Genomic DNA, 13,035 nt, shown 5'->3' on the forward strand with positions numbered 1-13,035 from the left:
CTCGGGTATCTCTCCAACCCCGAGGAGCCCCCATGAGAGGCAGAACGCTGAGCGCGGGTGTCGCGCTCGCCGTGTTCGCCGGGATGACGGTGACGCTGGCCGCCCAGCCGGTGACCGCGTCGCCCACCACCGCGACAGTGGCCCGGCCGATCGCCGCGTCCGCCGCCGCGTTGGCCGCACCGGACATCTCCGTCACGAACGTCCAGGCGCACCTGACCCAGTTCAACGCCATCGCCAGCAGCAACGGCGGCAACCGCCGGGCCGGCTCGGCCGGCTACACCGCCTCACTCAGCTACGTCAAGACCAGGTTGCAGTCGGCCGGCTACACCGTCAGCGAGCAGTACTGCTCCAGCTGCACGTATCCCTCGAACAACCTGATCGCGGAGTGGCCCGGCGGCCCGACCGACCAGGTCGTCATGTTCGGCGCGCACCTGGACGGCGTCTCGGCCGGTCCGGGCATCAACGACAACGGCACCGGCTCGGCGACGTTGCTGGAGAACGCGCTGGTCCTGGCCGCGCAGAACCCGACGATGACGAAGAAGGTCCGGTTCGCCTGGTGGACCGACGAGGAGCAGGGGCTCAACGGCTCCCGGTTCTACGTCAACTCGCTGAGCAGCACCCAGCGGGGATATATCAAGGGCTACTACAACTTCGACATGGTCGGCTCGGTCAACGGTGGCTACTTCATCAACCGGGTCAGCTCGACCACGGCGGCGCCGCTGAAGGCGTACTGGGACTCGTTGGGCCTGTCGCCGGAGGAGAACGTCGAGGGACAGGGTCGCTCCGACGACTACTACTTCCAGCAGGCCGGCATCCCGACCTCGGGTTACGCGGCCGGCGCGAGCGCCCGCAAGTCCAGCTCGCAGGCGGCCAAGTGGGGCGGCACCGCCAACTCGGCGTACGACCCGTGCTACCACCGCTCCTGCGACACCACGGCGAACGTCAGCGCCACGGTGCTGAACCGGGCGGCCGACGGCGTCGCGTACGCGCTGTGGCAGCTCGCCGTCGGCGGCGGCACCCCGAGCTGTTCCGGTGGTCAGGTGGTCGGAAACGGCGGCTTCGAGAACGGCGGCACGCCGTGGACCGCGTCCTCCGGCGTGATCACCAACGCCAGCGGCCAGCCGGCCCGGACCGGGTCGTACAAGGCGTGGCTCAACGGCAACGGCAGCACCCGCACCGAGAGTCTGTCGCAGTCGGTGACCCTGCCGGCCGGCTGCGCCAGCTACACGCTGTCCTTCTGGCTGCACATCGACACCGCCGAGACCACCGGCTCCACGGCGTACGACCGGCTCACCGTGCAGGTGGGCTCGACCACGCTCGCGACGTACTCGAATCTGAACGCCGCCGCCGGCTACGCCCAGCGCAGCTTTAGCGTGGCCGGGTTCGCCGGGCAGACGGTGACGCTGCGGTTCACCGGCACCGAGGACTCGTCGTTGCAGACCAGCTTCGTGATCGACGACGTGACGTTGCTGGCGAGCTGACCGCGTCGGCGAGAAAGGGCCGCCACCGGTTCGTTGCGGTGGCGGCCCGTCGCGTCGCGGGTCAGGGGAGCTGCGGGTAGAGCGCGGCGACGCCGCCGGCCAGCCCGGCCTGCACCTGACGGCTGGTGTCGTCGGTGACGATCTCGTAGGCGTCGGCCTCGATGCCGTCCACTCCGATCCGGGCGATCACGGCCGGGTCGGACTTCGGGGCGTCAACCCCGGCGGCCATGTCGGTGTCCATGTAGCCGACGTGCAGGCCGGCGACCCGCACGCCCCGCTCGGCGAGCTGGACGCGCAGCGCGTTTGTCATCGCCCACTCGGCCGACTTGGCGGCGCCGTACGCGCCGACGGCCGGAAAGTTCACCCAGGACAGCGCGGAGAGCACGTTGAGAATCGTCCCCCCGCCGTTGCCCGCGATGATCGGCGCGAACGCCCGGATCATCGACAGGTTGCCGAAGTAGTGGGTCTCCAGCTCCAGTCGGACGAGGTCCAGGTCGCCTTCGAGCAGATCGGTGCCGGTCTCGATGCCGGCGTTGTTGATCAGAAGCTGCACGTCGCCGGCCAGCTTGGCGGCGGCGGCGACCGAGGTGGGGTCGGTGATGTCGAGGCGCACCGGCGTCACGCCGGGTAGGTCGACGGTGTCCGGGTTGCGGGCGCCGGCGTAGACGGTGGCGCCCCGGGCGAGGAGTTCGGCGGCCAGGTGCCGGCCGAAGCCACGGTTGGCGCCGGTGACGAGGGCGGTGCTTCCTGCGATCTTCATGGTGGTGACGCTATCCCACCTGACTTCTGTACACCAAAGTCAGCTATCTCACGAAGCCGGTCCGTCCCGATCGGGAATACGACGGGGATGCGGTCACCACGCGGCCGGTGACGACTCGTATCCTTTCCGCGAACCTCCGCACGAGCCGAGAAGGGAGACGGTGTGAGCAATCAGGCCGAGACGTTGGAGTTCCAGGCCGAGGCGCGTCAGCTGCTCCAGTTGGTGGTCCACTCGATCTATTCGAACAAGGACGTCTTCCTGCGGGAACTCATCTCGAACGCGTCCGACGCGCTGGACAAGCTGAGGCTGGCCACGCTCGTCGACAAGGACCTCGTCGCCGACACCGACGACCTGCACGTCGCCCTGGAGGTCGACCGGGACGCCCGCACGCTCACCGTGCGGGACAACGGCATCGGGATGACCCGCGACGAGGTCGTCGCGCTGATCGGCACCATCGCCAAGTCAGGCACCGCCGAGCTGCTGCGCCAGCTGCGCGAGTCCGCCGACGCCCACGCCTCGCAGGACCTCATCGGCCAGTTCGGCGTCGGCTTCTACGCCGCGTTCATGGTCGCCGACCGGGTCACCCTGCTGACCCGCAAGGCCGGCGAGACCGGCGGCACCCGGTGGGAGTCCACCGGCGAGGGCACGTACTCGATCGAGGCGGTCGACGAGGCGCCGCAGGGCACCACGGTCACCCTGCACCTCAAGCCGGTCGACACCGAGGACAACCTGCACGACTACACCGCCGAGTGGACCGTCCGGGAGATCGTCAAGCGCTACTCCGACTTCATCGCCTGGCCGATCCGGATGACCGTCGAGCGCCCCGGCACCGACGACGCCCCCGCCACCAGCGAGGTGCAGACCCTCAACTCGATGAAGGCGCTCTGGGCGCGGCCCCGCGACGAGGTCGATGCCACCGAGTACAACGAGTTCTACAAGCACGTCAGCCACGATTGGGCCGACCCGCTCGAGGTCGTGCACATGAAGGGCGAGGGCACCTTCGAGTACGAGGCGCTGCTCTTCCTGCCCAGCCACGCCCCGCTGGACCTGTTCTCCCCGCAGGGTCGCCGCGGCGTCCAGCTCTACGTCAAGCGCGTGTTCATCATGGACGACTGCGAGGCGTTGGTCCCCACCTACCTGCGCTTCGTCAAGGGTGTGGTCGACGCGCACGACCTGTCGCTGAACATCTCCCGGGAGATCCTCCAGCAGGACCGGCAGATCCAGATCGTCCGCCGCCGCCTGGTCAAGAAGATCCTCGGCACCGTCAAGGACCTGAAGGCCAACCACGCCGAGCGCTACCGCACCTTCTGGACCGAGTTCGGCGCCGTGGTCAAGGAAGGGTTGATCGACGACACCGACAACCGCGACACGCTGCTGGACATCCTGTCGGTGGCCTCCACCCACGACCCGGCCGAGCCGACTGACCTGGCCGGCTACGTGTCCCGGATGAAGGACGGCCAGAGCGACATCTGGTACGCCACCGGCGAGTCGCGGGCCGCCATCGAGAACTCTCCGCACCTGGAGGCGTTCCGGGCCAAGGGCCACGAGGTGCTGCTGCTCACCGACCAGGTCGACGAGGTGTGGGTCGAGCGGGTCGGCACCTACGACGGCCGTCCGCTGCGCTCGATCGCCAAGGGCGAGATCGACCTGGACACCGACGAGGAGAAGCAGCAGGCCGAGGCCGAGCGCGAGCAGCAGCGACAGGAGTTCGCCGCGCTGCTGGACTGGCTGGGCACCACCCTGACCGACAGCGTCCGGGAGGTCCGTCTGTCGTCGCGGCTGACCACCTCACCGGCCTGCGTCGTCGGCGACGCCCACGACCTCACCCCGACCCTGGAGAAGATGTACCGGGCGATGGGGCACGAGATCCCCGCGACCAAGCGGATCCTGGAGATCAACCCCGGTCACCCGCTCGTCTCCGGGCTGCGCAAGGCCCACGAGCAGGGCACCGACCCCACCGCCCTGACCGAGACCGCCGAGCTGCTCTACGGCCTGGCGGTGCTCGCCGAGGGCGGCGAGCTGACCGATCCGGCCCGCTTCACCCGTACGCTCGCCGACCGACTGGCCCGCACCCTGTAACCGGCGTCACCCCTGCGGCCGGCGGCCTCCCGCACAGCGGGATCCGCCGGCCGCCGACGTCACTGGCCGGGAATCACCAGGCCGGACTCGTAGGCGATCATCACCGCCTGGGCCCGGTCGCGCAGGTGCAGTTTGGCGAGCACGTTGCCGACGTGCGTCTTCACCGTGTGCTCGCTCAGGTGGTGGTGGGCGGCGATCTCGGCGTTGGACAGACCGGCCGCGATCAGGCGCAGCACGTCCGTCTCGCGAGCGGTCAGGGCGGTCACCGCGGCGGCCCGAGCCGGATCCGGGTGACCGCGCCTGTGCAGTTCACCGATCACCCGTGCCGTGACGCCGGGGGCGAGCAACGCGTCGCCGGCGGCGACCACGCGTACCGCGTTCACCAGGTCGGCTCGGGGGACGTCCTTGAGCAGGAAGCCGCTGGCACCGGCACGCAGCGCCGCGTACAGGTAGTCGTCGGTGTCGAACATGGTCAGGGCCAGGACCCGGCTCGGCGTACGGGCGCACACCTGGCGGGTCGCGGCGACGCCGTCGAGGACGGGCATCCGCATGTCCATCAGGACGACGTCGGGTAGGTGTTCGAGGGCGGCACGCACCGCGCCCGCGCCGTCGGCGGCCTCGGCGACCACCTCGATGTCCGGCTCGGCACCGAGGATCGTCGCGAACCCGGCCCGGAACAGGTCCTGGTCGTCGGCGAGCACGACGCGCAGCATCAGCACCACCCCGGCGTCGGGTGCCGCGAGGCGACCGCCAGCATCAGGCCACCGCCGGCAGGGGCAGGATGGCGGTGACGGTGAAGCCGCGGCCGTCCTCGGCGGGCCCGGTGCGCAGGGTTCCACCGCAGGCCTGGGCGCGCTCGCGCATACCGACGATCCCGTACCCGGGCCGGTCCACGCCGGAGGCCCGGTCACCGCGGCCGTCATCGGTGATCGAGACGGTGAGCGCCTCCGCCGTGTGGTCCAGCAGGACGCGGACCGAGCCCGCCCCGGCATGGCGGACCACGTTCGTCAGGGACTCCTGCACGATCCGGTAGGCGGCGACCCCGACGTCCGCGGGCGGTTCGACAGGCACCCCGCGGCCGGGTCCGGCCGGCGGTTCGGACCGCTCTGCGCGCACGGGCTCCGACGGTCCGGCCGCGACGGTGAGGACGGCGTCCAGCCCGGTGGCGCGGACGCGTTCGACGAGGGCGCCGAGGTGGGCCAGGCCCGGTTGGTCGAGGGGGTGGTCGGCGGGCTCGCGCAGGCTGCCGACCGCGCGGCGGAGTTGGACGACCGCGTCGCGGCCGGTGGCGGCGATCGTGGCGAACGTGGCGTCGGCGCGGTCCGGGTGGGGACGGACCAGCAGCGGCCCCGCCTCGGCTTGCACGATCATGACGCCGACCGCGTGGGTGAGGATGTCGTGCAGGTCGTGGGCGATGCGGGTGCGTTCGCGCAGCACGGCCGCCGCCCGCTCACCGGCGACGCGACGATCGCGTTCGGCGAGGGCGGTGGCCTGGGTGCGGCGGGCGCGGGCGCTGGTGCCCAGGGCGTACGAGAAGACGTAGGCGACCGACAGGTACCGCAGCACCTCCACGTCCGGGTGTGGATGCAGCAGTGACACCACCAGCCCGGCCGCGGTGAGCACGACGCCGAGCAGGCGGATCGGCAGCGAGGACCGCGCCGCGAACGTGTAGAGGCAGACGAGCGGGCCGACCGGCAACAGCGGGGGCGCGCCGAGCGTGGCCGAGACGGTCGTGGCGACGCCCACGACGACGGCGACGGGAATCAGAGCGCGGTCCCGCCACAGCACCGGCACCGACGACGCGACCGCGAGCGGCAGCACCCACCAGGCGCGTGGCCCGCCGGCCAGCGCGGGCAGCACGGTCGCGGCGACGGCGGCCACGGTGACGGCGAGATTGACGTACCGCTTCACGTCGGCAGTATCGTCCGGCCCGGCGCCTGCGCGCCTCCCTCCACGGGACCAGATCACCCCCGGCTCGTACGGCGATCCGCCCCCGCCGCCTCGGCCGCACGATCGACGCATGATGACGATCGTCGCCGCACTCCTCAGCGGCCTGCTCTGGCTCGGCGGCTCCGGGCTGCACCCCGTCGCCGCGCTGACCTGGCTCGCCCCGATCCCGCTGGTCCTCGCCTCGGTGCGGGTACGCCCGAGGACCGCGCTCGGCGCGACGATTCTCGCCTGGTCGATCGGTCAGCTCGGCCTGGTCGGGTACTACCACGACACCCTGCGCCTACCGGTGCCCGCGGTGGCCGGTGTGCTCGGCCTCGGCATCGGCCTGGCGAGCGGCACGGTCCTGCTCGCCCGGGTGCTGCTGCTGCGCGGGCGGACCGTGACCGCGGTCCTCGCCGTGCCGTCGTTGTGGGTGCTGGGCGAGTACGCCGCGTCCCGCCTGCTCCCCAACGGCGCGTGGTGGAGTCTCGCCTACACGCAGGCCGACGTCCGCCCGGTCATCCAGTGGACCGCCCTCACCGGCGTCTGGGGCGTCACCTACCTGCTGCTCGCCGTCCCGATCGCCCTCGCCGCCCTGCTCGGCGTGGCACTCCCGACCCGCGTCGGCCGGCTCGACAACCCACGCCCCGCCCTCGCCTGCCTGCTCGCCCTCCTGGTCGGCGTCGGCACGTGGTCGGTCTGGTCACTGAGCCGGTCCCCGGAACCGGGCGCGCCGCTGACCGTCGGCCTGGTCGCCCTGTGGCAGCCCGAGGACGGGCTCCGGATCGACGAACCGGCCGGGCGGGACCTGCTCACCCGCTATGGTCCGCGCGTCGCGGGTCTGGTCGACCGGGGAGCGCGTGTCGTCGTGTTGCCGGAGAAGGTGTTCGCCGTGACCGACACGACGCTGCCCCTGCTCGTGGACGCGCTCGGGCAGACCGAGGCCCGGGTGGTCGTCGGCGCGGTGCTGTGGCGGGCCGGCACGGCGTACAACGTCGCGCTGGTGCTGGCCCCGGACGGGACGATCACCACGTACACCAAACAACACCTGGTCCCCGGCCTGGAGGACTGGATGACACCGGGTGACGAGGCGCTCGTGCAGGGACGGTTCGGGGTCGCGATCTGCAAGGACCTCGACTATCCCGACCTGGTCCGGCGGTATCGGGCGGCGGGCGCGTCGGTGTTGCTCGTTCCCGCCCTGGACTTCACCTCCGACGGCTGGCTGCACAGCCGGATGGCCCGGGTCCGGGGTGTGGAGAACGGGCTCACCGTGGTCCGCGCCGCCTGGCTCGGCCGACTGACGGTCACCGACCCCGGCGGCGCACTGGTGGGTGAGACGACCACCGCCGGTGACGCGGAGCTGCTGGTCACCGCCGCTCCGACGACCGGATGGGGCACTGTCTACTCGCGTACCGGGGACTGGTTTCCGGTTCTGTGCCTGGCCCTTTTGCTCGTCGCCGTGGCTGGGTTGCGGCGGCGGGGTATGTCGTGATGTCTAGATTTTCCACCTGATGGATGGGGCGCGGTCATGCCGGTCGACACTGTGATCTTCAGCGGGGAGGGCCCACACGCCGATGCCTGGCACGCGTTGGCCGAGACGAGCGCGGCGGTCGCCAACCTCGTCGGCGACAGGGGCCAGGTGGCGATCGTGACCACGGTCGACCAACTCGCGACCGCACTCGACGGCGCCCGCCTGCTGGTGGTGAACGCCAGCGCCGACCGCACCACCCCGATCGCGGAGGACGAGGAGTTCGGCCGGGTCCTCGACGACTTCCTGGCCGGTGGCGGCAGCCTGCTCGCCCTGCACAGCGCGACCATCGCGTTTCCCCAGCTCGCGACCTGGCGGTCCACGGTCGGGGCCGCCTGGGACCGCGGCCGGACCCTCCACCCGCCGATCGGGTCGACCCTCATCCGACGCACCGACGTCGAGCACCCGATCACTACCGGTCTAGGGGACTTCGAGGTCTACGACGAGCGCTACACCGACCTGGAGCTGCTCGACGGCGTCGACGTCGACACCCTCTACGTCCACGACGAGGGCGGCGCCACCCACCCGCTCGTCTGGGCGCGCACGGTCGGGAGCAGCCGGGTCGTCTACGACGCGCTCGGTCACGACCCCCGGTCGTACGAGTCGCCGGGGCACGTGGAACTGCTGCGGCGCATCGTGACGTGGCTTCGCCACGAGAGCTGAACGGCGTGGCTTCGCCACGAGAGCTGAACGGCGCGGTTCCGCCACCACGGCCGAACGCCCGGCCGGGTCACCGGCCGAGCGTTCGTGCGTGTGGTGCGGATCAGCCCAGCGTTCGTACCCGGGGGGACGCCGTCACGCCGCGGAGGCGGACGCCTTCGGTCCCCGGTGCGACGCGACCGGGCCGGCGTTCCAGCCCCAGCGGGGTGCGGCGCTCTCCCCGGGCCAGCCCGTGGCACCCTCGTCGCTGTCGTCGCCGTCGATTGTCATCTCGACCGAGTCGGGGGTGCTGCGGGCCAGCCGCAGCGACTGCTCGGCGCCGTTGCGGGCCGCGCACGGCCAGGACTGCCCGGCGCACTGGAGGTTGCGGCAGTGACCCTCGTCGTCCGGCTCGTGGGCACTGAGCACGTCGATCGCCAGCTGCCACAGCAGAGGGTCGGTCACGTCGTGCGGGCGCTCGGCGCGGCGGCTCGGTCGGTTGCTGGTGTCGTCGTCGGACATTGCGGGTCCCCCCTTGTCAGGCTGTACCCCACAAGGGTCACCCGTCAGCCGCGGGTTAAACCGCCGACCTGCTGTGATGTGTCTCCGGTCGCAGCGGTCGCCGGGACACCGCACGCAGATCGGTCAATCCGGCAGCAGCGGCATCTCCACGGCCGGGCCCCGGCCGAGCAGCACCGCGCGGGTGAGCGCCGCCGATCCGAACCGGTCGCGCACCGCGTCCACCGCCGCATCCAGCTCCGCGCCCGGGTCGCGGTGGAACGGCAGCTCCGGCTGCACCGGATTGTCGTCCAGATTGCCCACCGACACACCGATCAGCGTCACACCACGGCGATCGATCTCGGTCAGTGCGGCCCGGAGCAGCGCCCGCGCGGCAGCGAGCAGCGGCGTCGTGTCGGCGGTCGCCTTGCCCACCGTGTGCGAGCGGGTCGCCCGGGTGTAGTCGCCGAAACGTAGCCGCAGCATCACCGTGCGTCCGGCCCGCCCGGCGCCCCGCATCCGCCGCGAGACCCGATCGACCAGACCGGCCAGGATGGCGTCCAACTCCGCCGGGTCGTGCGGCGTACGGCTCAGCGCGTGTTGCGCGCCCATCGAACCGCGACGGCGGCCGACCTGCACCGAGCGGGGGTCGCGGTTGTGCGCCAGGGCGTGCAGGTGCCGCCCGGCACCCGACCCGAGCAGTGACACCAACGCGGCCTCGCCCAGCCGGGCCACCTCGCCGACGGTGCGGATCCGGTGCTCCCGCAACGTCGCCGCGGTGACCGGGCCGACGCCCCACAGCCGCTCGACCGGCAGCGGGTGCAGGAACGCCACCTCGGCGTCCGGTGCGACCACCAGCAGCCCGTCCGGTTTGGCCACCCCACTGGCCACCTTCGCCAGGAACTTCGTGCGGGCCACCCCCACCGTGATCGGCAGGTGGACCCGTGCCCACACCTCCCGGCGCAGCCGCTCGGCGATCTCGGCCGGCGACCCGACCAGCCGCCGCAGGCCACCCACGTCCAGGAACGCCTCGTCGATGGAGAGCCCCTCGACAAGCGGGGTGGTCTGTCGGAAGATCTCGAAGACCGCGCGGCTGGCCGCCGTGTACGCCGACATGCGGGGCGGCACCACGATCGCGTTCGGACACAGCCGGCGCGCCTGCTGGCCACCCATCGCGCTGCGTACGCCCCGCGCCTTCGCCTCGTAGCTGGCCGCGAGGACCACGCCTTCGCCGACGATGACCGGCCGCCCACGCAGGCGTGGGTCGTCACGCTGCTCGACCGACGCGTAGAACGCGTCCAGGTCGGCGTGCAGGATGTGGGCGCCGGACGACACGTACACATGTTCGCATGGCGTCCGGCGACCACTGCGGTGAGCTGGGTGAACGCCGCGGTTCAGTCCAGGCAGAACTCGTTGCCCTCGGGGTCGGCCATGATGAGGTGGCCGGCCCCCAGCGGGGGAGCGGGCTCATGCCGGCTGAGCCTTGTGGCCCCGTGCCCGACGAGCCGGTCCGCCTCCGCCTCCAGGGCCGCCATCCGCTCGTCCCCCTCCAGCCCGGGAGCGGCCCGCACATCGACGTGTACGCGGTTCTTGACCTGCTTGGGCTCCGGGACCCGCTGGAAGAACAGCCGGGGCCCCGAGCCGTCGGGGTCGACCACCGCCGACGCGTCGTTGCGGTTCTCCGGCGGCACACCCATCGCCTCCAGCGCCTGGTCCCACGACTCGAAGTTTCCGGGGGGCGCCTGCACCTGGTAGCGGAGCGCCTCGGCCCAGAAGGTCGCCAGTGCGCCCGGGTCGGCGCAGTCGAACGTGATCTGTATGTCGCGGGCCATGTCAGCTCCCTGTTTCCTGGTCGTTGTCGGTCATGATCTGAAGCCTCTCGCGGATAGCGGACAGGGTCGTTCCGCTATTCGTGCAACGATCGGCGCATGAGCGTCGAGGCGACCACCGAGCGGGTTCTTCGGCTGCTGGCGCTGCTGCAACGGCGACCGTCCTGGACGGCCACCGAACTCGCTGCCGAGTTGGGGGTCACCAGCCGGTGTGTGCGCCGCGACGTGCAGCGTCTGCGGGTGCTCGGCTACCCCGTGTACGCGACGGCGGGCGTGGGCGGCGGCTACCAACTCGGCGCGGGCACCCGGCTGCCGCCGCTGCTCCTCGACGACGAGGAGGCGATCGCGACCGCGGTCTCCCTGCGGCTCGCCTCGGGCGGCACGGTCGCCGGTGCGGGCGAGGCGGCGTTGCGCGCGCTCGCGAAGCTCGACCAGGTGATGCCGTCGCGGCTGCGCGCCGAGGTGCGGGCCGTGCACGGTTCCACGGAGACACTGATCGGTCCGGTGGCCGAGATCGACGCGGAGTTGCTGGTGACTCTCGCACGGGCCTGTCGCGACGCCGTGCGGGTCCGGTTCAGCTACGCCGCCCGCGACGGCGGGGAGAACGAACGGACCGTCGAGCCGATCCGGATGGTCACGACAGGCCGCCGCTGGTACCTGATGGCCTGGGACGTCGACCGCGACGACTGGCGTACGTTCCGGCTGGACCGGATGGGCGGCGCGGAGGCGACGACGTGGCGGTTCCGGGCGCGCGACCACCCGGATCCGGTCGCCTTCGTGCAGCGGTCGGTGACCGGAGCGCCGTACCGGTATGTGGCCCGCGCGCGGGTGCACGCCCAGCCCGACCGGGTACGGGCGTTGGTGCCGCCCCAGGTGGGGCGCGTCGAGGACGACAGCGACGGGTGGTGCGTGCTGGTCGTGGGCGGGGAGAGCCTGGACTGGCTGGCCGCGCACCTCGCACGCCTGGATTACGAGGTGGAGGTGTTGGAGCCGCCGGAGCTGCGCGAGGCCGCGGGCCTGCTCGCCCGCCGCCTCGCGGCGATGGCCGGGGTGGCGTCGGCGCGCAGCGTGTAGCGGCGGAGCGACACCGGACCGCCGTCCGGGGCAGTCCATGGTGCGGTGCTGACACCTGTGCACCGCCACCCGGTGCGCTCGTAGAGGGTGATGGCCGCGGCGTCGCCGGTGGTCACGTCGAGCACCAGATCGGTCCCGCGCGCGCTCGCCCACTGCCGTGCCCGCTCCAGTAGTGCGCCGCCCAGCGCCAACCCTCTGGCGGCCGGCACCACGAAGAGGCGAGCGACCTCGGCCGTCGGTCGGGCGGGCAGCCCGTTCGCCGGGCCGGGCAGCCGGTGCACGGCGACGTGCCCGACAACTGCCGCCCCGGTGCCAGAGTCGGTGTCAGTGCCGGCGTCCGAGCCGGCGTCGGCGGCGATGGCGACCCAGGCGCGTGCCGGGTGCGGTTCGCGCAGCCAGCGGTGTGGGTCGGCGGGCCAGTTCAGCGGATACCCGTCGACCCGGTGGACCTCGGCGAGCGCCGCGACGCATCCGTCGAGGTCGGTGGCGCGCCGCCGGCGGATGCGTGGGGCGATCACAGGTCCTCGAAGGGGCGGGCATAGCGGAACTCGCCCCGGATCGAGTCGCGCCAGGCGTTCATGGGTCGGGCCATGAAGTACTGCGGACCCCATGGCTGCGGCGGGGTGACGCCCAGTTCGACGGCGGGCCGGAACCCGAAGCGCGGGTAGTAGCCGGGGTGCCCGAGCAGCACCACGAGGGGCTCGTCGCGGGCGTCGGCCGCGCCGAGCACCGCGTGCATCAACGCGCTGCCGACGCCGCGCCGCTGCCACTCCGGCAGCACCCCGAGCGGACCCAGGCCCACCGCGACCGGGTCGTCGGCCACCCGGGCGCGGGTGGCCACCACGTGCCCCACCACCCGGCCGTCCGAATCGGTCGCCACCAGGGAGTACGCGGGCAGCCAGCCCTCGTCGGCGCGCAGCGAGTCGACAAGGAATGCCTCGACCGGTGTTGCCTGGGCCGGTGTTGCCGGGGCCGCCGCGCCATCGCCCGTGGCCTTGGCGAAGGCGGCGGCATGTACCGCCCGGATGGCATCGATGTCGGCGGGCGTCTCGCGTCTGATCAGCACCGCGCCACGATACGGGTGTCGTCGACAGCGGCTCCACGCGTTATCCCCGATCAGGCGTCGGCGTGACGTGGGAATGATGGCGGGTTCGAATGCGGCTTCGGAGCGTCGGTGGTCGACTGGGTGTGCGACACATGATCGCCGCCCTGGACCTG

The 13,035-nt window shown here is 72.2% G+C and carries 13 protein-coding genes; 5 read left to right on the plus strand and 8 right to left on the minus strand.

Going from position 1 to position 13,035, the window contains the following annotated elements:
- The first annotated feature begins 32 nt into the window (after nucleotides 1-32).
- Complete coding sequence (locus ACGFH8_RS19940) at nucleotides 33-1,481, plus strand: M28 family peptidase (protein WP_393368946.1); 1,449 nt, start codon at nucleotides 33-35, stop codon at nucleotides 1,479-1,481.
- Nucleotides 1,482-1,542: 61 nt separating this feature from the next.
- Here the strand turns inward: ACGFH8_RS19940 and ACGFH8_RS19945 are convergent, their stop codons facing one another.
- Nucleotides 1,543-2,241, minus strand: a complete 699-nt coding sequence (locus ACGFH8_RS19945; RefSeq protein WP_393368949.1) for an SDR family oxidoreductase — start codon at nucleotides 2,239-2,241, stop codon at nucleotides 1,543-1,545.
- A 162-nt stretch (nucleotides 2,242-2,403) separates the two neighbouring features.
- Between ACGFH8_RS19945 and htpG the strand changes: the two genes are divergently transcribed.
- Nucleotides 2,404-4,320 carry a molecular chaperone HtpG gene (gene htpG, locus ACGFH8_RS19950; protein WP_393368951.1) on the plus strand — a complete coding sequence of 639 codons (1,917 nt, stop codon included), beginning with the start codon at nucleotides 2,404-2,406 and terminating at the stop codon, nucleotides 4,318-4,320.
- Nucleotides 4,321-4,379: 59 nt separating this feature from the next.
- Here the strand turns inward: htpG and ACGFH8_RS19955 are convergent, their stop codons facing one another.
- Nucleotides 4,380-5,033, minus strand: a complete 654-nt coding sequence (locus ACGFH8_RS19955) for a response regulator (RefSeq protein ID WP_393368954.1) — start codon at nucleotides 5,031-5,033, stop codon at nucleotides 4,380-4,382.
- 43 nt (nucleotides 5,034-5,076) lie between these two features.
- Nucleotides 5,077-6,231, minus strand: a complete 1,155-nt coding sequence (locus ACGFH8_RS19960; RefSeq protein ID WP_393368956.1) for a sensor histidine kinase — start codon at nucleotides 6,229-6,231, stop codon at nucleotides 5,077-5,079.
- 109 nt (nucleotides 6,232-6,340) lie between these two features.
- Between ACGFH8_RS19960 and ACGFH8_RS19965 the strand changes: the two genes are divergently transcribed.
- Together ACGFH8_RS19965 and ACGFH8_RS19970 are read left to right on the plus strand one after the other, a co-directional pair.
- Nucleotides 6,341-7,741: a nitrilase-related carbon-nitrogen hydrolase gene (locus ACGFH8_RS19965; protein ID WP_393368959.1), complete on the plus strand. Its 1,401-nt coding sequence runs from the start codon at nucleotides 6,341-6,343 to the stop codon at nucleotides 7,739-7,741.
- Between the two features lie 36 nt (nucleotides 7,742-7,777).
- Nucleotides 7,778-8,440 (plus strand): ThuA domain-containing protein, encoded by a 663-nt coding sequence (locus ACGFH8_RS19970; RefSeq protein WP_393368962.1) that lies wholly within the window; start codon nucleotides 7,778-7,780, stop codon nucleotides 8,438-8,440.
- Nucleotides 8,441-8,572: 132 nt separating this feature from the next.
- On the opposite strand, the gene ACGFH8_RS19975 is transcribed toward ACGFH8_RS19970, so the two are convergent.
- From ACGFH8_RS19975 to ACGFH8_RS19985, 3 genes are all read right to left on the minus strand, one after another.
- Complete coding sequence (locus ACGFH8_RS19975; RefSeq protein ID WP_393368965.1) at nucleotides 8,573-8,938, minus strand: hypothetical protein; 366 nt, start codon at nucleotides 8,936-8,938, stop codon at nucleotides 8,573-8,575.
- 123 nt (nucleotides 8,939-9,061) lie between these two features.
- Nucleotides 9,062-10,249: a DNA polymerase IV gene (gene dinB / locus ACGFH8_RS19980; RefSeq protein WP_393368967.1), complete on the minus strand. Its 1,188-nt coding sequence runs from the start codon at nucleotides 10,247-10,249 to the stop codon at nucleotides 9,062-9,064.
- Nucleotides 10,250-10,308: 59 nt separating this feature from the next.
- On the minus strand, nucleotides 10,309-10,746 hold the full coding sequence (locus ACGFH8_RS19985) for a VOC family protein (protein WP_393368968.1): 438 nt from the start codon (nucleotides 10,744-10,746) through the stop codon (nucleotides 10,309-10,311).
- 96 nt (nucleotides 10,747-10,842) lie between these two features.
- Between ACGFH8_RS19985 and ACGFH8_RS19990 the strand changes: the two genes are divergently transcribed.
- Nucleotides 10,843-11,817, plus strand: coding sequence for a helix-turn-helix transcriptional regulator (locus ACGFH8_RS19990; RefSeq protein ID WP_393368971.1), 975 nt, complete (start codon nucleotides 10,843-10,845; stop codon nucleotides 11,815-11,817).
- On the opposite strand, the gene ACGFH8_RS19995 is transcribed toward ACGFH8_RS19990, so the two are convergent.
- Together ACGFH8_RS19995 and ACGFH8_RS20000 are read right to left on the minus strand one after the other, a co-directional pair.
- On the minus strand, nucleotides 11,712-12,335 hold the full coding sequence (locus ACGFH8_RS19995) for a GNAT family N-acetyltransferase (protein WP_393368972.1): 624 nt from the start codon (nucleotides 12,333-12,335) through the stop codon (nucleotides 11,712-11,714). The two genes, ACGFH8_RS19990 and ACGFH8_RS19995, sit on opposite strands and share 106 nt — an antisense overlap.
- On the minus strand, nucleotides 12,332-12,883 hold the full coding sequence (locus tag ACGFH8_RS20000; RefSeq protein WP_393368974.1) for a GNAT family N-acetyltransferase: 552 nt from the start codon (nucleotides 12,881-12,883) through the stop codon (nucleotides 12,332-12,334). The genes ACGFH8_RS19995 and ACGFH8_RS20000 overlap by 4 nt, the downstream gene beginning before the upstream one ends.
- Between the last annotated feature and the right edge of the window lie 152 nt (nucleotides 12,884-13,035).

Source organism: Micromonospora sp. NPDC049175, from assembly GCF_043197345.1.
GTDB lineage: Bacteria > Actinomycetota > Actinomycetes > Mycobacteriales > Micromonosporaceae > Micromonospora.

What these genes read in the sequence shown, in the direction of transcription:
- ACGFH8_RS19955 (WP_393368954.1), bottom strand. Translation starts at nt 5,033, where the DNA reads ATGCTGCGCGTCGTGCTCGCCGACGACCAGGACCTGTTCCGGGCCGGG.
- ACGFH8_RS19965 (WP_393368959.1), top strand. Translation starts at nt 6,341, where the DNA reads ATGATGACGATCGTCGCCGCACTCCTCAGCGGCCTGCTCTGGCTCGGC.
- ACGFH8_RS19970 (WP_393368962.1), top strand. Translation starts at nt 7,778, where the DNA reads ATGCCGGTCGACACTGTGATCTTCAGCGGGGAGGGCCCACACGCCGAT.
- ACGFH8_RS19985 (WP_393368968.1), bottom strand. Translation starts at nt 10,746, where the DNA reads ATGGCCCGCGACATACAGATCACGTTCGACTGCGCCGACCCGGGCGCA.
- ACGFH8_RS19975 (WP_393368965.1), bottom strand. Translation starts at nt 8,938, where the DNA reads ATGTCCGACGACGACACCAGCAACCGACCGAGCCGCCGCGCCGAGCGC.
- ACGFH8_RS19940 (WP_393368946.1), top strand. Translation starts at nt 33, where the DNA reads ATGAGAGGCAGAACGCTGAGCGCGGGTGTCGCGCTCGCCGTGTTCGCC.
- ACGFH8_RS19945 (WP_393368949.1), bottom strand. Translation starts at nt 2,241, where the DNA reads ATGAAGATCGCAGGAAGCACCGCCCTCGTCACCGGCGCCAACCGTGGC.
- ACGFH8_RS19990 (WP_393368971.1), top strand. Translation starts at nt 10,843, where the DNA reads ATGAGCGTCGAGGCGACCACCGAGCGGGTTCTTCGGCTGCTGGCGCTG.